Origin of the sequence: Klebsiella sp. K-Nf6, from assembly GCF_002806655.1 — a bacterium.
Lineage (GTDB): Bacteria > Pseudomonadota > Gammaproteobacteria > Enterobacterales > Enterobacteriaceae > Klebsiella > Klebsiella variicola.
The window spans coordinates 158,406-177,785 of the sequence record NZ_PIBN01000009.1; the positions used below are offsets into that span (position 1 = coordinate 158,406).

General features: G+C 59.5%; 17 protein-coding genes. 12 read left to right on the forward strand and 5 right to left on the reverse strand.

Features of this window, described 5'->3' with window-relative positions; genetic code table 11:
• Positions 1-11 precede the first annotated feature (11 nt).
• A complete protein-coding gene (gene fes, locus CWM61_RS16655) occupies positions 12-1,220 on the reverse strand; it encodes an enterochelin esterase (protein WP_100631573.1) in 1,209 nt (402 codons plus the stop codon).
• A gap of 259 nt (positions 1,221-1,479) precedes the next feature.
• Between fes and fepA the strand changes: the two genes are divergently transcribed.
• Positions 1,480-3,708 carry a siderophore enterobactin receptor FepA gene (fepA, locus tag CWM61_RS16660; protein WP_032729591.1) on the forward strand — a complete coding sequence of 743 codons (2,229 nt, stop codon included), beginning with the start codon at positions 1,480-1,482 and terminating at the stop codon, positions 3,706-3,708.
• A gap of 66 nt (positions 3,709-3,774) precedes the next feature.
• Complete coding sequence (entD, locus tag CWM61_RS16665; RefSeq protein ID WP_100631574.1) at positions 3,775-4,404, forward strand: enterobactin synthase subunit EntD; 630 nt, start codon at positions 3,775-3,777, stop codon at positions 4,402-4,404.
• Positions 4,405-4,438: 34 nt separating this feature from the next.
• Here the strand turns inward: entD and CWM61_RS16670 are convergent, their stop codons facing one another.
• Both CWM61_RS16670 and CWM61_RS16675 read right to left on the reverse strand, forming a co-directional pair.
• Entirely contained in the window at positions 4,439-5,374 is a 936-nt protein-coding gene (locus CWM61_RS16670) for a transketolase family protein (protein WP_023297201.1), read from the reverse strand.
• Positions 5,367-6,197, reverse strand: a complete 831-nt coding sequence (locus tag CWM61_RS16675; RefSeq protein WP_074386586.1) for a transketolase — start codon at positions 6,195-6,197, stop codon at positions 5,367-5,369. Before CWM61_RS16675 ends, CWM61_RS16670 begins: the two co-directional genes overlap by 8 nt.
• A gap of 374 nt (positions 6,198-6,571) precedes the next feature.
• Between CWM61_RS16675 and CWM61_RS16685 the strand changes: the two genes are divergently transcribed.
• The 8 genes from CWM61_RS16685 (at position 6,572) to CWM61_RS16720 (ending at position 15,627) form a co-directional block, all read left to right on the forward strand.
• Positions 6,572-7,522 carry a sugar-binding transcriptional regulator gene (locus CWM61_RS16685; RefSeq protein ID WP_002893602.1) on the forward strand — a complete coding sequence of 317 codons (951 nt, stop codon included), beginning with the start codon at positions 6,572-6,574 and terminating at the stop codon, positions 7,520-7,522.
• A gap of 349 nt (positions 7,523-7,871) precedes the next feature.
• Entirely contained in the window at positions 7,872-9,392 is a 1,521-nt protein-coding gene (locus CWM61_RS16690) for an FGGY family carbohydrate kinase (protein ID WP_100631576.1), read from the forward strand.
• Positions 9,393-9,551: 159 nt separating this feature from the next.
• Entirely contained in the window at positions 9,552-10,487 is a 936-nt protein-coding gene (locus CWM61_RS16695; protein WP_004176926.1) for a D-ribose ABC transporter substrate-binding protein, read from the forward strand.
• A gap of 43 nt (positions 10,488-10,530) precedes the next feature.
• Complete coding sequence (locus CWM61_RS16700; protein WP_100631577.1) at positions 10,531-11,151, forward strand: DUF2291 family protein; 621 nt, start codon at positions 10,531-10,533, stop codon at positions 11,149-11,151.
• Between the two features lies 1 nt (position 11,152).
• Entirely contained in the window at positions 11,153-12,697 is a 1,545-nt protein-coding gene (locus CWM61_RS16705; RefSeq protein WP_100631597.1) for a sugar ABC transporter ATP-binding protein, read from the forward strand.
• Positions 12,698-12,714: 17 nt separating this feature from the next.
• Positions 12,715-13,782, forward strand: coding sequence for an ABC transporter permease (locus tag CWM61_RS16710; protein ID WP_100631578.1), 1,068 nt, complete (start codon positions 12,715-12,717; stop codon positions 13,780-13,782).
• A gap of 60 nt (positions 13,783-13,842) precedes the next feature.
• Positions 13,843-14,640, forward strand: a complete 798-nt coding sequence (locus CWM61_RS16715; protein ID WP_074386591.1) for an SDR family oxidoreductase — start codon at positions 13,843-13,845, stop codon at positions 14,638-14,640.
• Between the two features lie 201 nt (positions 14,641-14,841).
• The gene (locus CWM61_RS16720) at positions 14,842-15,627 is read left to right on the forward strand and encodes an SDR family oxidoreductase (protein WP_023297198.1); all 786 of its coding nucleotides are present in this window, start codon (positions 14,842-14,844) and stop codon (positions 15,625-15,627) included.
• A gap of 52 nt (positions 15,628-15,679) precedes the next feature.
• On the opposite strand, the gene CWM61_RS16725 is transcribed toward CWM61_RS16720, so the two are convergent.
• Complete coding sequence (locus tag CWM61_RS16725; RefSeq protein WP_074386593.1) at positions 15,680-16,285, reverse strand: glutathione S-transferase; 606 nt, start codon at positions 16,283-16,285, stop codon at positions 15,680-15,682.
• Positions 16,286-16,538: 253 nt separating this feature from the next.
• Between CWM61_RS16725 and CWM61_RS16730 the strand changes: the two genes are divergently transcribed.
• The gene (locus CWM61_RS16730; RefSeq protein ID WP_100631579.1) at positions 16,539-17,432 is read left to right on the forward strand and encodes a LysR substrate-binding domain-containing protein; all 894 of its coding nucleotides are present in this window, start codon (positions 16,539-16,541) and stop codon (positions 17,430-17,432) included.
• On the opposite strand, the gene CWM61_RS16735 is transcribed toward CWM61_RS16730, so the two are convergent.
• Complete coding sequence (locus tag CWM61_RS16735; RefSeq protein WP_061155404.1) at positions 17,429-18,685, reverse strand: mechanosensitive ion channel family protein; 1,257 nt, start codon at positions 18,683-18,685, stop codon at positions 17,429-17,431. The genes CWM61_RS16730 and CWM61_RS16735 overlap by 4 nt on opposite strands.
• 224 nt (positions 18,686-18,909) lie before the next feature.
• On the opposite strand from CWM61_RS16735, the gene ivy reads away from it, so the two are divergent.
• Complete coding sequence (ivy, locus tag CWM61_RS16740) at positions 18,910-19,356, forward strand: Ivy family C-type lysozyme inhibitor (protein WP_008805565.1); 447 nt, start codon at positions 18,910-18,912, stop codon at positions 19,354-19,356.
• Positions 19,357-19,380 lie beyond the last annotated feature (24 nt).

Here is a 19,380-nt window from a genome sequence, read left to right on the forward strand (position 1 = left end):
AAAGCGCGGTGCTAAGGGTGCGACAGCAGAGGCTGCCAGAGCTGGATAAGCCCTGCCGTCAGCCCGCCGCGCCAGCAAAGCGCATCATGCCCGCCGTCAACCTGACGCCAGAAAATCGTCTGCTGTGTCGTAGTGAGTTGCGCCAACAGCGCCTGGTTGGCACGAAAAATAATCGGTTCACGCTGGCCCGCTTCCAGCCAGATGCGCAGCCCGGCCGCGGACACCTCGCCCAGGCGGAGACGTTCGCCGATAAAGCCCGTCCCGCGGCCATCGCGATGCGGCCACCAGTAGGAGCCTGACTGGCTGAGTACGCCGCCAAAGCGCTGCGGCCAGTTGAGAGCAGCGAACATCGCCGCCAGGCCGCCGAAGCTTTGCCCGGCCACCACGGTCCGCTCCGGGCGGTCGCTAAACGGGGCGCGATCGCGGACCAGCGGCAGGAGCTCCTCCTGCACCGCCAGCCAGAAATCGCGATGACAGGGCAGCTCAACCCCGCGGCGCTGGTTGTCGATCGCGTCGATCAGCAGGTAGACCGCCGGCGGCAGTCTCCCCTCGCGGGTCAGTGCGGCCAGCGGCGACCACACCGGCATGCTCTCGGCCCAGAACTGGCCGTCGAGCAGGATCGCCAGGGGCCGCGTTTGCGGGTCGACGGCCTCGCCGGGGGTGTAGATCCAGACCCGGCGATGGTTGCCCAGACGCGCGCTGCGCCACTCAAGGCATCGGGCGGGAGGATGCGCCTCATTAAGCCGGTCCCAGCCGGGCTGCGCGGGCGCCTGCGGCATCTCCAGGGCGGACACGCCATGGCCGCGTCCGCCCTGCCAGCTGTGCGGGTTCAGCGGATCGGCTATCGCCCGCGGCAGCAGTTTGCGCCAGCCTTCGCGCAGCAGCGCGCGGTCGGGCGCGTCAGCGCTGAACACCTCAGGGGAAAAATCATCGTCACGGTCGGAGGGAATAAAACAGTAGCTACCGCGCCAGGTCGGCGACAGCGTGGTTCGCCAGGACCAGGCGTCGGTCCCGGGCAGGCGCGTCAGCGATTGCGGCCGCGCATTCTGATGGTGGTCGGTCACCCCGGTGATATAGAGCCATACCCGACGGCGCGGAGAGTGCGTTTCATCCCCCGCCGGATCCCGCCACCAGAACGTCACCTCGATGGCGCCATCCACTGCGCGGCACTGCGGCCCCTGCAGGGTTTGCCACCACTCCTCGCTTCCTGTCCTTAACATTCTGTCATTAACCCTATGTATAGCGTGACTTTTTTAATTAATTGTAATTCTTTATTGATAATATTATTGATAACTATTTGCATTTGCAATAGCGTATTAGCGCGCCGTGGGAAGCGCGTCTTTCACAAAACATGTCGAAGAGAGCTTATTCAGCTAGCGACGGAGTGCCTTTGCCCTCTTCCGGCAACATTTATGCCGCCTCCCCTCCCGGTGGGAAGGGGCGTTTGGGGAACGTGGCGACTAAAGAGCAGGAATAACAATGAATAACAGGATCAAATCCCTGGCCTTGCTGGTCAATCTGGGAATTTACGGGGTTGCTTTTCCGTTAAGCGCAGCGGAAACCGCCACCGACGATAAAAACAGCGCGGCTGAAGAGACCATGGTGGTCACCGCCGCCGAGCAGAATCTGCAGGCGCCGGGCGTCTCCACGATCACCGCCGATGAGATCCGCAAACGCCCGCCAGCGCGCGACGTCTCGGAGATCATTCGCACCATGCCGGGGGTCAACCTGACCGGCAACTCCACCAGCGGCCAGCGCGGCAATAACCGCCAGATTGATATCCGCGGCATGGGCCCGGAAAACACCCTGATCCTGATCGATGGCAAGCCGGTCACCAGCCGCAATTCCGTGCGCCTTGGCTGGCGCGGCGAGCGCGACACCCGCGGCGACACCAGCTGGGTGCCGCCGGAGATGATCGAACGCATCGAAGTCATTCGCGGCCCGGCCGCCGCCCGCTACGGCAACGGCGCCGCCGGCGGGGTGGTGAATATCATCACCAAAAAAACCGGCGATGAGTGGCACGGCTCATGGAACACCTATATGAACGCCCCGGAGCACAAGGATGAAGGCTCCACCAAACGCACTAACTTCAGCCTCAGCGGCCCGCTGGGCGGCGATTTCAGCTTCCGCCTGTTCGGTAACCTCGACAAAACGCAGGCCGACGCCTGGGATATCAACCAGGGCCATCAGTCCGAACGTACCGGGATCTATGCCGACACCCTGCCTGCCGGGCGCGAAGGGGTACAAAATAAAAACATCGATGGTCTGGTGCGCTGGGAATTCGCCCCGATGCAGTCGCTGGAGTTTGAAGCCGGCTACAGCCGCCAGGGCAACCTCTACGCCGGCGACACCCAGAACACCAACACCAACGACCTGGTGAAAGAGAACTACGGTAAAGAGACCAACCGTCTGTATCGCAACACCTACTCGGTCACCTGGAACGGCGCCTGGGACAACGGGGTGACCACCAGCAACTGGGCGCAGTACGAGCGCACCCGCAACTCGCGCAAAGGCGAAGGCCTGGCCGGGGGCACCGAGGGGATCTTTAACAGTAATCAGTTCTCGGATATCGATCTGTCGGATGTGATGCTGCACAGTGAAGTCAGCATTCCCTTCGACTATCTGGTTAATCAGAACCTGACGCTGGGCAGCGAGTGGAACCAGCAGCGGATGAAGGATAACGCCTCCAACACCCAGGCGCTGTCGGGCGGCAGCATCCCGGGCTACGACAGCACTGGCCGCAGCCCATACTCGCAGGCGGAAATCTTCTCGCTGTTCGCTGAGAACAACATGGAGCTGACCGACACCACCATGCTGACCCCGGCGCTGCGTTTCGATCATCACAGCATCGTCGGCAATAACTGGAGCCCGTCCCTCAACCTGTCGCAGGGCCTGTGGGACGACTTCACGCTGAAGATGGGTATCGCCCGCGCCTATAAAGCGCCGAGCCTGTATCAGACCAACCCGAACTACATTCTCTACAGCAAAGGCCAGGGTTGCTACGCCAGTAAATCCGGCTGCTATCTGCAGGGTAACGACGACTTAAAAGCCGAGACCAGCATCAACAAAGAGATTGGCCTCGAGTTTAAACGCGACGGCTGGCTGGCGGGCGTCACCTGGTTCCGCAACGACTACCGCAACAAGATTGAAGCGGGCTATGCCCCGGTCTATACCAACGGCAGCGGCACCGACCTCTACCAATGGGAAAACGTACCAAAAGCGGTGGTGGAAGGCCTGGAAGGGACGTTGAACGTGCCGGTGAGCGAGACCGTCAACTGGACCAACAACATCACCTACATGCTGCAGAGTAAGAACAAAGAGACCGGCGATCGTCTGTCGATTATCCCGGAATATACGCTGAACTCTACGCTGAGCTGGCAGGTACGCGATGACGTTTCGCTGCAGTCGACCTTCACCTGGTACGGCAAGCAGGAGCCGAAGAAGTACAACTACAAGGGTCAACCGGTTACCGGCAGCGAGAAGAACGAGGTTAGCCCCTACAGCATCCTCGGCCTGAGCGCGACCTGGGACGTCACCAAATACGTCAGTCTGACCGGCGGCGTGGATAACGTCTTCGACAAGCGTCACTGGCGCGCGGGCAACGCCCAGACCACCGGGGGCACCACCGGCTATATGTATGGCGCCGGTGCCGAGACCTATAACGAATCGGGCCGCACCTGGTATATGAGCGTCAACACCCACTTCTGATAGCGGGTTCTCCCTCCCCCGCCCTTGCAGGATAAAGGGCGGGGACAACCGCGGTAACCTTGTCCTATGCGCATCCATCACGCCACGCTGTCGCTGGCCGGCTATACGCTGCAGCAGATCGATTTCGACCCGGCGACTTTCCAGCCTGAAGATCTGTTCTGGTTGCCCTATCACGCCAGCCTGAGCAGTTGGGGCCGCAAGCGGCAGGCGGAGCACCTGGCCGGGCGCATCGCCGCGGTGTACGCCCTGCGTGAGGTGGGGGAGAAACAGCCTCCCGCCATCGGCGACCAGCGCCAGCCGCTGTGGCCCACGCCCTGGTTCGGTAGCATCAGCCATTGCGGCCAGCGCGCGCTGGCGGTGATCGCCGATCGGCCGGTGGGCGTCGATATTGAGCGCCGGTTTCCCCCACAGCTGTCGGCGGAGCTGGAGAGCAGCATTATCAGTCCGGCGGAAAAAACGGCGCTGCTGCGCAGCGGCCTGCCCTTTCCGCTGGCGCTGACGCTGGCGTTTTCGGCCAAAGAGAGTGGGTTTAAGGCGACGCCTGCGGCAAATCAGCGCGCGCTGGGGTTCGCCGATTTTCAGATCGTGGACATAACGGCAAGCACCTTAGCGCTTGAGTTTGCGGAGCAACGCTATCCCTTGCACTGGATAGCGTCGGAGGAGCAGGTCATCACGCTTTGCGCATTGCAGCAGTAAACGCCCGCGCTTCACGCGACGGGCGTTCAGGCCATCAGCCCCTTTTTTGCACCAGGGCAACGATGGCGGCGGCATCAAACCCGTGGTACTGGCGCATCCAGCCGCGATCGGCGGCGGCGGCGTACTCCCCGTCCGGGATCCCCAACCGCTGCAGGGCAATGCCCACCCCCGCTTCCGCCAACACCTCCGCCACCAGGCTGCCCAGCCCGCCGTTGACGTTATGCTCCTCGACGGTGATCACCGAACCACACGGCCGGAGCGCCGCCAGCAGCGCCGCGGTATCGCAGGGGCGGATCGACGGCACGCTGACCACTTTCGCCTGGATACCGAGGTCGGCAAGCTGCTGCGCCGCTTCCACTACCTCATGCACCGTCGATCCGGTGGCCACCAGCGCGACGTCCTCGCCTTCACGCAGGGTCAGCACGGCGCCGGGAACGAAGCGATACGACTCGTCAAGCAGCTCCGGCAGCGCCTTGCCATCGAGACGAATATAGACCGGGCCCTGATAAGCAAGGGCATAGTCGATGATCTGCCGACATTCGCGCGGCGTGGAGGGGGCGAAGATCTGGATATTGCCAAAGCCGCGCATCACCGCCAGATCGTCAATGGCATGGTGGGTGCTGGCCAGCGGGCCGTAGCTGGCCCCGGCGTTAAGGCCGAACAGCTTCACGTTGGTGTTGTTGTAGCAGACATCCACTTTGATTTGCTCATTGGCCCGCGAGATAAGAAACGGCGCGGCGTTACAGGTCACTGCCACTTTGCCGCCCAGCGCCAGCCCCGCGGCGGTGCCGACCATGCTCTGCTCAGCGATGCCGACGTTCACCAGCCGACCGGGAAACTGCTTAATAAAGGGGGCGATTTTAGCCGTCGACGTGGAATCGGCCACCACCGGCACCAGATCGACGCCGTTTTCTACGGCAGCAATAAAGGCCTCGACCATGACGTTAGCCAGGTGTTCTGTATTACTCATCTTTCAGTTCCTCCAGCGCCAGAGCGATCTCTTCGCCTTTCGGCACCCGGTGGTGCCACTCCGGGCGCCCCTGGATAAAGGAGATCCCCGCGCCTTTCGTGGTGTTGGCAATAATGACGTTCGGTTTACCGGTCTGCTGTAGCCCCTCGATGGCCGCGACCACCGAGGCCATGTCGTTACCCTGGCACTCGCTGACTTCCATACCGAAGGCGCGCCATTTATCGGCCAGCGGATCGGTATTCATGATTTCGCGCGTCGGCCCGGCCAGCTGGAGGTTGTTCTTATCATTAATAATGACCAGATTATCCAGACCGTAGTGCGCCGCCGCCAGGGCGGCTTCCCAGTTGCTCCCCTCCGCCAGCTCGCCGTCGCCAGTAATCAAAAAAATGCGGCGGGTGCTGTTGCTTTTCTTCGCAGCCAGCGCCAGCCCCACCGCAACAGGCAAACCGTGACCCAGCGCGCCGGTGTTCAGCTCGATGCCCGGCGTTTTCTGCCGCACCGGGTGGCCAGGGAGATGGGAATTGGCATGCTGGTAGGTCTCCAGCCATTCAACCGGGAAGAAACCGGCTTCCGCCAGGACGCAGTAGTAGCACCCCACGGCATGGCCTTTCGACTGGATGTAGATATCGCGCTGCGGGTCGTCGAGCCGGTCCGGCGCGACGTTAAGGACGCGGAAATAGAGCGCGGTTAATAGTTCGACCTGCGAAAGGTCAGCCCCGGTGTGGCCGCCGGCCGGACTATTGGCGTTTAAGCGCACAATGTGGCGCCGCACCGCGCGGGCTTTACGCTCCAGCGTCTGAATATCATATCTGTAGGGATTCATTTCATACCTCTGAATTTATTTTCAGCATGGAATATTTATTCCAGCAAGGACTAAAAAAACCAGATATCCCCATGCCGGGTGGTAAGCCTTCTGCCACAGCGCCCTACTCAGGAACATTCTGCCTCCCGCTCCAGGCGAAGCCCGGATAAACACGTTGACTCGAAATCGCCTTGAATATATATTCAATAATGACTCTTTATTCGATTATGGCCTGGCTGTTTTGTTTTTGTCCATAGCCGATTTTGAGGATTGGCAAAAGTTAGACGCCTGTCACACTTAAGTCTGATTTTTTTTCGCGTATGATAAAAGTCACTACGATAATGGCTGCAGCTAACCGCCTGAAGAAAGGCGATAAATGATTTTCGAGGATTAATATGGCTAAGCAGGATGAACAACGGCTATTGGTTAAGATTGCCACGCTTTACTATCTGGAAGGACGAAAGCAGTCTGATATCGCCCAACTTCTCTCGCTGTCTCAGTCATTTGTCTCCCGCGCCATTACCCGCTGCCAGAAAGAAGGCGTCGTCAAGATCAGCGTCGTTCAGCCGTCCAACATCTTTCTGAAGCTCGAAAAAGGGCTTGAGGATCGCTACGGCCTTAAGCAGGCGGTGGTGGTGGATACCGAGGAAGAGGCCAGCGATCATACCATCAAGCGGGCGATTGGCTCCGCCGCCGCCCACTATCTGGAAACCCGGCTGCGGCCAAAAGATCTGATTGGCGTCTCCTCGTGGAGCTCAACCATTCGCGCGATGGTCGATGAAGTTCATGCGCAAAACCTGAAAGCCAGCGGCGTGATCCAGCTGCTCGGCGGCGTCGGGCCAAACGGTAACGTGCAGGCGACGATTCTTACCCAGACCCTCGCCCAGCGCCTGAACTGCGACGCCTGGCTGCTGCCGTCACAGAGCATCGAGGGATCCATGGAGGAGCGCAACCGGCTGTTGGCCAGCAAAGACGTCGCTGACGTGGTGTCGCGCTTTGATGAAGTGGATATCGCCATCGTCGGTATCGGCATTCTCGAACCCTCCCAGCTGCTGAAAACCTCCGGTAACTACTATCATGAAGATATGCTGCAGGTGCTGGCGGCGCGCGGCGCGGTGGGTGATATCTGCCTGCACTACTACGACAAAAACGGCCATCCGGTGTTACGCGATGATGAAGATCCGGTGATCGGTATGGCGCTGGAGAAGGTCAAAAAATGCCCGAACGTGGTCGCGCTGGCCGGCGGTACCGATAAAGTCGCGGCCATCAAAGGCGCCCTCACCGGCGGCTACATTGATGTTTTAATCACCGATTATCCTACCGCTCGCATGCTGGTTAGCGACTAACCTGCCGCGCTGCTTTTCCTTTCTGCCGCCCTGACGTGCTTTTTTAGCTTCAGGGCTGGCTCTGCTAATGCATTTAAATTCAATCAGTTAATCAACCACTCCAGCCGCCAGCCGCCGCTTTCACCGATCGGCGAAATGTGATTGCCAGCACAATTGATGATTTTTCCGGTAGCCCGTCACCGGGTTTGTGGCTTAAGGTATCAAATAAATAATCACTATCGAATATATATTCAGTGATTAAAAAGATGATAACGAAATGTCACAACATGGCCTGCACAGACGCAGGAGACGGTGGGAGATATTCCTCGTCTCCGCGGTTCCAGGACACCGAGTGACCGAGGAGAGCACGATGCAGGCGACAGCAAAAGAGTTCATCATTGCCCTGGATGAAGGCACCACCAACGCCAAAGCGGTGGTGCTGGATAGCCGGGGCAAGGTTATCGTCAAATTCTCGCAGCCGCTGGCGATCCAAACGCCGCGCGACGGCTGGGTGGAGCAATCGGGCGAAGCGCTGGTTACCGCCTCGCTGGCGGTGATCGCCAGCGCGGTGGCCCACGTTGGCGCGGAAAACGTCGCCGCGCTGGCCATCAGCAACCAGCGGGAAACCGCCATCGGCTGGTATCGCGACAGCGGCGAACCGATTAACGCGGCGATCACCTGGCAATGCACCCGCAGCGCCGCGTTCTGCGACACACTGCGTCACGATCGCCAGGAACAGCACATTAAGTGTGCCACCGGCCTGCCAATCGCCCCGCTGTTCTCGGCCTCCAAAATGCGCTGGCTGCTGGATGCGACTGTCGATGGCCACCTGCGCGCCGAACGCGGTGAGATTTGCCTCGGCACCATCGACAGCTGGCTGCTGTGGAATCTGACCGCCGGAGAAGCCTTCTGCTGCGACTACTCCAATGCCGCCCGCACCCAGCTGCTGAACCTGCACCGCGGCGAGTGGGACGACGAGATGCTGACGCTGTTCGGCATTCCGCGCGCGGCGTTGCCGGACATTAAACCGTCGAGCGGCCTCTTCGGCCATACCAAAGGACTGGCCGCCATTCCGGACGGTATTCCGATCATGGCGATGATCGGCGACTCCCACGCCGCGCTGTTCGGCCACGCGCTCGGCGAGGCCGGCTGCGTCAAAGCCACCTACGGCACCGGCTCTTCGGTCATGGCCCCGGTCAAATCGGCCCAGTGCGATATCGACGCGCTGGCGACCACTGTCGCCTGGCACGATGGTGACCAGCTGGTGTGGGGCCTGGAAGGGAATATTCCCCACACCGGCGATGCCGTCGCCTGGATGGCGGACAGCACCGGACTGAGCGAACTCTCTGCCGCCGAGCTGGCCCATGAGCTGAATACCCTCCCCGCCTCCGTCGACTCAACCCTCGGGGTCTACTTCGTGCCGGCGCTGACCGGTCTTGGCGCGCCCTGGTGGGACGACAGCGCCCGCGGCGTGATTTGCGGCCTGAGTCGCGGGGTGAAACGCGCGCATCTGATCCGTGCGGCGCTGGAGTCCATCACCTATCAGATAGCCGACGTGGTGGTGGCGATGCGTCAGCATGAGGAGTTCACCCTGACGGCGTTGATGGTGGACGGCGGGCCGACCAACAATGACTGGCTGATGCAATACCAAGCCGATCTGCTCGGCTGCCCGGTGATGCGCAGCGACGTGCCGGAGCTGTCCGCCATCGGCGCGGCGTTGCTGGCGCGCAAAGCGCTCCATCCGGGGTCGACCGCCGATCTGCAGGCCTTCTTAACCGAACACAGCACCTTTCAGCCCGACATGGCCCGCCACCTGCGCTTACAAACGCGCTGGCAGGAGTGGCGCCATGCGGTCGACCGAACATTATGGAAACCGGACTCGCCAGCCTGACCGCCAGACTGCGCGACGACACGCATTCACTTATCACAGGAGAAACCCGGCCCATAACGATATCGCTATCCCCGAATACATCAGGGGAAATTTCAGACCGTAAAAGCCTGCCCGCTCAGGGGCTCATTTGTTCGAATATAAAAATACAGGAACAGAGTCATGAAATTACGTATAACCCTTTTAACCGCTGCTACCCTGACCGCCTTCTCCTTTGCCGCGCACGCCGCGGAGAAAGGCACCATTATGATCATGGTCAACTCGCTGGATAACCCGTATTACGCCTCGGAAGCCAAAGGCGCCAGCGAAAAAGCCCAGGCGCTCGGCTATAAAACCACCGTGCTGTCCCATGGCGAAGATGTCAAAAAGCAGAATGAGCTTATCGACACCGCGATTGGTAAAAAAGTGCAGGGCATTATTCTCGATAACGCTGATTCCACCGCCAGCGTCGCCGCCATTGAAAAAGCCAAAAAAGCCGGCATTCCGGTGGTCTTAATTAACCGCGAAATTCCGGTTGATGATGTGGCGCTGGAACAAATTACCCACAATAACTTCCAGGCCGGCTCTGAGGTCGCCAACGTCTTCGTGGAAAAAATGGCGGAGAAAGGCAAATACGCCGAGCTGACCTGCAACCTCGCCGATAATAACTGCGTCACCCGTTCTAAATCTTTCCATCAGGTCATTGACCAGTATCCGGATATGGTCAGCGTGGCGAAACAGGATGCCAAAGGCACCCTGATCGACGGCAAACGCATCATGGACAGCATCCTGCAGGCGCACCCCGACGTGAAAGGCGTCATCTGTGGCAACGGGCCGGTAGCCCTTGGCGCGATTGCGGCGCTGAAAGCGGCCAACCGTAGCGATGTGATTGTCGTCGGCATCGACGGCAGCAACGATGAGCGCGACGCCGTGAAAGCCGGCACCCTGCAGGCAACCGTGATGCTGCAGGCGCAGGCTATCGCTGCCCAGGGCGTCACCGATCTGGATAATTACCTGCAAAAAGGCGAAAAACCGGCCAAACAGCGCGTGATGTTCCGCGGCATTCTGATTACCCAGGATAACGCCGATAAAGTCCAGGATTTCAACATTAAGTCCTGAGTTCGGGTGGTTGCGCCCCTGCGGGGGCGCAGAGGAGAGCATTATGTTTAAGAAAACCTGTCTGACGCTGGCCGTACTGGCGCTAGGGGGCTGTCGCATCGTCTCGCAGCAGGAGCTGGCAGACCTGAAATCCCCGCCCAACCCGCATATGGCGAATATGGATAAAACCTGGCAGCAGAGCATCGTACCGCAGGTGGTGACGAAAGCGCGTCCGGCGGCGGAACTGATGAGCGCGCTCAAGGCGGCAAAAGACATTGATAGCGCCTGCAAAACCCTCGGCTACCGTGCGCAGGATGAAAACCCCTGCATCTTCTACGTCAAGGTTTCAGGTACCGTCAGCAAACTCGATACCGCCTCGCGCAGCGGCAAAATGACCCTGTCCGACGCCAGCGTCGGCAATGTGACGGTGCAAATTGGCCCTACCCTGCGCGGCACCCAGCTGCGCGACGGCTACAGCGGCGCCAGCTATCAGGACTTTAATGACCAGGTGCTGTTCGGCGAGTACAGCAAGAATATCAACAGTCAGGCGGTCAAAATGATTCAGACAGCCAACGTTAAAACCGGCGATAGCGTGGAGGTGTACGGCGTCTTCTCGGCCTGGGATATTCCGCAAACTCTCCCGGAAATTACCCCGGCGAAAATCATTCATGCGGGGGGACAATAATATGGCGCCGCACGATCTCGTCGCTCCCCAGCCCGTTGAGTCCGAAGTGATTATCGAAACCCGCGGTCTGTCGCGCGTCTATCCCGGCGTGACCGCCCTGGATAATGTTAATTACCGGGTCTATCGAAATAAGGTCAACGTGCTGATCGGAGAAAATGGTGCGGGTAAATCCACCATGATGAAAATGCTTGCCGGTGTGGAAACGCCCTCTTCCGGGCAAATTATTCTTGATGGCGAAGCGGTTTCATTACAGTCGACGCATCAGGCAGAAAAACTGGGCATCAGTATTATTTTCCAGGAACTGAATTTATTTCCCAATATGAATGTGATGGACAACATCTTCATGGCGAATGAATTCTTTCAGAAAGGACGCATTAACGAAAAATACCAGTACGCGCTGGCAAAATCGCTGCTGGAACGGCTGGAGCTGGATGTTGATCCCTACACCCCGCTCGGTGAACTCGGTATCGGCCACCAGCAGTTAGTCGAGATTGCCCGCGCGCTGTCGAAAGACACTCGGGTGCTGATCATGGACGAACCCACCTCGGCGCTGAGCCAGTCTGAGGTCAAAGTGCTGTTCAAGGTGATCGCGCAGCTTAAACGCCGCGGCGTGACCATCATCTATATCTCGCATCGCCTCGAAGAGCTTATGGAGATTGGAGACAACATCACCATTTTCCGCGACGGTCGTTTTATCAGCGAGCGTCACGTCAGCGACGCCAGCGTTCCGTGGATCATCGAGCAGATGGTCGGTGATAAGAAAAAACATTTTGATTATCAACCGGCGCCGAAAGGCGACGCAGTGCTTGACGTCAAAGGGCTGACCGCGCTGCATCCGAGCGGCGGCTACAAACTTAATGACGTCACCTTCACCCTCAGCAAAGGCGAAGTGATCGGTATTTACGGCCTGCTGGGCGCCGGGCGCACCGAGCTGTTTAAAGGTCTGGTGGGCTTGATGCCCTGCCAGCGCGGCGAGGTGCATCTCAACGGCGAAAGCATCGGCAAAACGCGCTTTCAGCAACGTCTGAAAAAGGGGCTGGCACTGGTGCCAGAGGACCGTCAGGGCGAAGGCGTGGTACAGATGATGTCGATTCAGGCCAACATGACGCTCTCTGATTTCAGCCTGCAGGGGTTCCGCCGCGCCTGGCGGTGGTTGAACCCGCAAAAAGAAGAGAGCTGCGTAAAAGAGATGATCCAGCAGCTGGCGATCAAGGTCAGCGACGCCACATTGCCCATCACCTCGCTGAGCGGCGGCAATCAACAAAAAGTGGTGCTGGGTAAAGCGCTGATGACTCAGCCACAGGTGGTATTCCTCGACGAACCGACGCGCGGCATCGACGTCGGCGCGAAAACCGACGTCTATCACCTGATCGGCAAAATGGCCCAGCAGGGGCTGGCGGTGATGTTTTCATCTTCGGAGCTGGATGAGGTGATGGCCCTGGCCGACCGCATCCTGGTGATGGCCGATGGCCGCATTACCGCCGATCTACCGCGTCACGCGGTGACCCGCGAACAGTTAATCGCGGCTTCAACACCTCAAGATTAATCAGGCTGGAATCCATCATGAACCAGAAATATATGATTTATATGTACCTGCTGAAGGCCCGCACCTTTATCGCCCTCCTGCTGGTGATCGCGTTCTTCAGCGTGATGGTACCCAACTTCCTGACCGCCTCGAACCTGCTGATCATGACCCAGCACGTGGCGATCACCGGCCTGCTGGCCATCGGCATGACGCTGGTCATTCTCACCGGCGGCATTGATTTGTCCGTCGGCGCGGTGGCGGGGATCTGCGGCATGGTGGCGGGCGCGCTGCTGACCAACGGCCTGCCGCTGTGGAACGGCGATGTTATTTTCTTTAACGTCCCGGAGGTGATCCTCTGCGTGGCGATCTTCGGCGTGCTGGTCGGCCTGGTGAACGGCGCGGTGATCACCCGCTTCGGCGTGGCGCCGTTTATCTGCACCTTAGGCATGATGTACGTCGCCCGCGGCTCCGCGCTGCTGTTTAACGACGGGAGCACCTACCCGAATCTTAACGGCATGGAAGCGCTGGGCAACACCGGTTTCGCCACCCTCGGCTCCGGCACTCTGCTCGGCGTCTACCTGCCGATCTGGCTGATGATCGGCTTCCTCGTGCTGGGCTACTGGCTGACCACCAAAACGCCGCTTGGCCGCTACATCTACGCCATCGGCGGCAACGAATCCGCCGCCCGCCTCGCCGGCGTGCCGATCGTGAAAGCGAAAATATTCGTCTATGCCTTCTCCGGCCTGTGCGCGGCGTTTGTTGGCCTGATTGTCGCATCACAGCTGCAAACCGCGCACCCGATGACCGGCAACATGTTCGAGATGGACGCCATCGGCGCCACCGTGCTCGGCGGCACCGCGCTGGCCGGCGGCCGCGGTCGGGTGACCGGGTCAATTATCGGCGCCTTCGTCATCGTCTTCCTTGCCGACGGCATGGTGATGATGGGCGTCAGCGACTTCTGGCAGATGGTGATTAAAGGCGTGGTGATCGTCACCGCTGTGGTCGTCGACCAGTTCCAGCAGAAGCTGCAGAGCAAGGTCATCCTGATGCGCCGCCACGAGGAAAAACTGGCCGCCATTTCCCCCAACGGCGCCACCTCCAGCTAACCGGTAACGATTCACATCTTCCGCCGGGCCTGGTGCCCGGCTCAGCGAAAGGGAAAAAATATGCAACGAGATTTCCAGAACAAAACGGTGGTGATCACCGGCGCCTGCCGCGGCATCGGCGCAGGTATTGCGGAGCGCTTTGCCCGCGACGGCGCGAATCTGGTGATGGTCTCCAACGCCGAGCGCGTTCACGAGACCGCCGACACCCTGCGTCAGCGCTATCAGGCGGATATTTTATCGCTGCAGGTCGATGTCACCGATGAAGCCCAGGTTCAGGGGCTATATGAGCAGGCCGCCGCCCGCTTCGGCACTATTGACGTCTCCATTCAGAACGCCGGGGTGATCACCATCGATTACTACGACCGGATGCCAAAAGCTGATTTCGAAAAAGTGCTGGCGGTCAACACCACCGGCGTGTGGCTGTGCTGCCGCGAGGCGGCCAAATATATGGTGAAACAGAATCACGGCAGCCTGATCAATACCTCTTCCGGCCAGGGGCGGCAGGGCTTTATCTACACGCCGCATTATGCCGCCAGCAAAATGGGCGTGATCGGCATTACCCAAAGCCTGGCTCACGAGCTGGCGCCGTGGAACATCACCGTCAACGCCTTCTGCCCGGGCATTATTGAAAGCGAAATGTGGGATTACAACGATCGCGTGTGGGGCGAAATTCTCAGCACCGAGCAGAAGCGCTACGGCAAGGGCGAACTGATGGCCGAGTGGGTCGAGGGCATTCCGATGAAACGCGCCGGTAAACCGGAAGACGTGGCCGGGCTGGTGGCCTTCCTCGCCTCCGACGACGCGCGCTATCTCACCGGGCAGACCATCAATATCGATGGCGGTTTGATTATGTCGTAATCCCCCGCGGGTTAGCGGGCCCCATCGCCCGAATAAGGTGTCCCGCATTGGCGCCACCACCCCGGGACGGCCCCCCGGTGGCGCTTCGCTTACCGGGGCTACGTAACACCGCCGAAAGGTTGCCCGGATAAGGCGCTACGCGCCGCCATTCGGGAAACAGGGCTCCCGACGTTCGACACTATATTGAAGAGAGTAAACATTATGATCGGTAAAGATTTTGCACAGCAGCTGTTTAACCTGCAGGGGCGCGTCGCCTTCGTCACCGGCGCCGGCAGCGGTATCGGCCAGACCATCGCCTGCAGCCTCGCCAGCGCGGGTGCGCGGGTAGTCTGTTTTGATCTTCGCGACGACGGCGGGCTGGCGGAAACGGTCAGCCATATTGAATCCATCGGCGGTCAGGCTTGTTCTTATACCGGCGATGTCCGCCAGATTGCCGACCTGCGCGCCGCCGTCGCGCTGGCCAAAAACCGCTTTGGCCGCCTCGACATCGCCGTCAACGCCGCCGGGATCGCCAACGCCAATCCGGCGCTGGAGATGGAGAGCGAGCAATGGCAGCGGGTGATCGATATCAATCTCACCGGCGTATGGAACTCCTGCAAAGCGGAAGCGGAACTGATGCTGGAGTCCGGCGGCGGGTCGATTATCAATATCGCCTCGATGTCGGGGATTATCGTTAACCGCGGCCTCGACCAGGCGCATTACAACTGCTCCAAAGCCGGCGTGATCCATCTGTCGAAAAGCCTGGCGATGGAGTGGGTGGGCAAAGGGATCCGCGTCAATTCCATTAGCCCGGGCTATACCGCCACGCCGATGAATACCCGTCCGGAGATGGTGCACCAGACCCGCGAGTTTGAAAGCCAGACGCCGATGCAGCGAATGGCGAAGGTGGAAGAGATGGCCGGCCCGGCGCTGTTCCTCGCCAGCGACGCCGCCTCGTTCTGCACCGGCGTAGACCTGGTGGTCGACGGCGGGTTTGTCTGCTGGTGATCCTCTCCTGCTTCAGGGCGCCACGCTGCGGCGCCCCTCTCCATCCCTGCCGTTAACCCAGCGGATACTGTTGAAACGCCGGCAGCGCCTCTCCTTTCTCCGCCAGCGCGCGGATATGAGGAAACGCCGCTGCCGACACCACCGCCGGGATCATCAACTGGATAAAGGACCAGACCACCGTGCTGGTGACCAGCACCTGATCCGGCTGCGCGGCGGCGGCGCGGTCTGCCAACCGGGCGTCCCATTCCCGACAGGCGGCGAGCAGCTGGCCGGTCACCCGGGCTATCCACGGCTGATGCTGCTTCTCTTCCGGCCGCAGACGGTGCTCATAAACATGCTGGACCGCTTTTTCACTGGCGGCGAGGATCACCCCCAGCAGGTGCAGATCGCGGGCCAGCGCGTCAGGCTGCGCGGGAAGCAGCCGGCGCCCGGTGGGATTGGTCGTTTCGAAATAGTGGAGGATCAGGGTGGAGTCCATCAGCTGCGTCCCGTTATCGAGCACCACCGTCGGCGCCTTGACCACCGGATTAATACGGGAAAATTCGTCAAAGCCGCTAAAGACCGAGAGCGGCAGACTCTCGAATTCCACGCCATAGAGCGCCAGAGAAACCGCCACGCGTCTTACATAAGGTGAATCCATCATACCAATGAGTTTCATCGTCACTCCTGCCTGCGATAAAGGGGTTGCGGCTTTACCTTACTGGAAAACCCATGCCGCGAATATCACGGGATACTTACCGCAATGGTTAGTCAAACTAACAGATTGGCGATTCGCGGTAGCCCTCCTGTCCCCCTTGTGCTATACCGACTGAGGCAGCATACAGCCCCTTTTCAGCCTGTTCGCAGCGGCTTTAAAACCCGTTAACCCGGTAGTAACGTTAACGTATCGACTCACTGACAGAGAAACCACCATGGCAGATTTTCCCCCTGTCGCCAGCCTGCGCAGCTTTGAGGCGGTGGCGCGCCTCGGCAGCGTGACGCAGGCCGCCCACGAGTTGAACGTGACCCATTCGGCGGTCAGCCAGCACATCAAACAGCTGGAAGCGCTGGTCGGCGTCACGCTCTTTATCCGCCACGGCCGCGGGGTGCGCATCACGGAAGAAGGACGGCTCTATGCCCTGCAAATCCGCGAGGCGTTACAGCACATCGCCGACGCCACGCGCATGGTGCAGATCAAACCCCGCACCCTGGAGGTGACCCTGGCGACGCTCCCCTCCTTTGGCTGCCACTGGCTGCTGCCGCGGCTGGCGCGCTTTCAGGCGCGGCATCCGCAGATCGCGGTGCGCCTGCTGACCAGCCTGGCGGTGGTTAACCTGCAGCAGGAGGGTATCGATCTGGCCCTTCGCATGGGGCAAGGTGACTGGGAGGGGATGGAAAGCCGGCATCTGTTTGCCGATGAACAACTGGTGGTCGCCGCCCCCGGCTATCGCGGCGGCGACCTGCCGACCACCCCGCAGGCGATCGCCGCCAGCGATATTATTTTTTCCATGGAGTCCTGGAACGCCTGGTGCAGCCAAGCGGGGCTGGAAAAGCCGATCGTCCCTTCGGGCCTGCGCCTGAACGACTCCAATCTGGTGCTGGAGGCGGTCCGCCTGGGGGCCGGCGTGGCGCTGGAGCGGCGCTCCCTGGTGGCGGGGGCGATAGCTCGCGGCGAGCTGGTGCAGCTCACCGCCGTCACCGTCCCCTACCCCTGGCACTACTGGCTGACCGTCTCCCCGCAGGCGGAGAACCGGCGGGAAGTCGCCCGGTTCATCGCCTGGCTGGAGGAGGAGATCGCCCTCTGGCGCCAGCAGATCACTGCTTAGCCTTCGGCCGACGGCGGCAGGCCCGTCCGGGCGGCGTGCTCCTGGGAGAGACGCCAGAAATCGTGCCCGGCGGGATACTGATAAAGTCGCAGGGAAAACTGCCCGGCCACGGCGGTAATGTACTCAAATATCGCCGACTGGGTATTTTCGTAGTCTTTCCACAGCGTCGATGAGGTGAAGCAGTAAATCTCCAGCGGGATGCCCGACGGCGACGGTTTCAGCGTTCTCGCCACAATGTACATCTCCTTAATAATATCTGGTCGCTCGGCGAGATAGTGCATCAGATAGTGGCGAAACAGGGTCAGGTTGGTCAGCCCGTTATCGACAAACCAGCGGTCGGCCACGCCGCCGGGATCCCGGCCATCAAGCAGCGTGCTCAAAGGCTCACTCACCCCACGGATGGTCAGCATCGAGGAGAGCATCTCCTGGTCGAGAAAACGCACCGAGTGCTGATCGATGGCGATACTGCGCATGATCCGCCGCGCCCCGGAGGAGAACATCGCCTGCCAGTTGGTATAGGTCTCGGTGAGGAAATTCTTGGTCGGGATGCGGGAGATCGTATTGTCCCAGTTGCGGATGGTAATGGTGTGCAGCGCGATATCCGTCACCTCACCGCTGAGGTTCTTGTCAGGCATTTCAATCCAGTCCCCCAACTGGAGCACATCGTTGGACGACAGCTGAACGTTCGCCACCAGCGACAGCAAGGTATGCTGGAACACGATCATCAGCACCGCCGCCACTGCCCCCAGACTGGAGATAATAATGATCGGCGATTTGTTCGACATCACGGCGAGGATCATAATCGCCGCCAGGATGTGGACTAAGATTTTGCCTATCTGGATATAGCCCTTAATGGAATGATTTTTACGTTTGGTCTTTCGCAGATAAGAGCTGTTGACAATATCCAACATCTCGTTGAAAAACACCGACATAAAAATAAAAAACAAGATCCCGCAGATGGTATTAATCGCCGTCACCAGCGATGTCGGCATCGCCGGCATAAACTGCAGGACGTAATAGACGATAATAACCGGAATGAAATTGGACAGCTTTTCGGCGATGCGTCGATCCTTCTCCAGCGGCACATCCTGTTTGTGGCTACTAAAGAAGACCTTACGCACCACTTTAATCAGCAAGAACTTGCATAAAAGATGGGCAAATATGCCGGAGACCAGCAGCAGAATAAGATTAAACCCCACCGCCAGCGCCGGATTACTCTCAATAAACGTCAGTAGATGATTCACATACGCCATGCTTTATCGCCTGAATAACTATGCCATTTCGCTAACTGCTTTATCACAAGGGCATATATTTGGAAAATAAATCAATCCGCATCATGGCATATCGCTTAGCGTAACGTCCATGCGCGCACCGCTCCTAATCATTCACAGAAAATATGTCAGAGTTTGCATTAATCATTCCCTACGCTCACTATAAAGAGGCTTGTTATGAGGACGGAATAAGTCCAGGAGGAAACATGTTTAAAGCGCTTACCGCTATCATCACCTTAGCCGCCTCCGCCAGTGTCATGGCGCAAGGCGATGTCACGTTGAACAGTCTGGCCCACGATGCCGCCACCCGGGCGTCGTTTAACCAGATGGTCAAAGGCCATCAGCTGCCCGCCTGGGTAACCACCGGCGGCACCGGTTCGCCGGCGCAGACGGTGAAGCTGGGTAGCGAATCCTGGCAGGTGTTAAGCGCCTGCAAACCCCACGACTGCGGTCATGAACGTATCGCGGTGATCTGGTCCGAGAAAAGCCAACAGATGTCGGGCGTTTACTCGGTGGTCGATGAAAAAACCGACCAGGAGAAGCTGACCTGGCTTAACGTCAGCGATGCCCTGTCCATCGATGGCAAAACCGTGCTGTTTGCCGCCCTCAGCGGTAGCCTCGACAACCATCCGGACGCCTTTAACTACCCGTAACGACCATCGCCCCCGTCAGCCTTT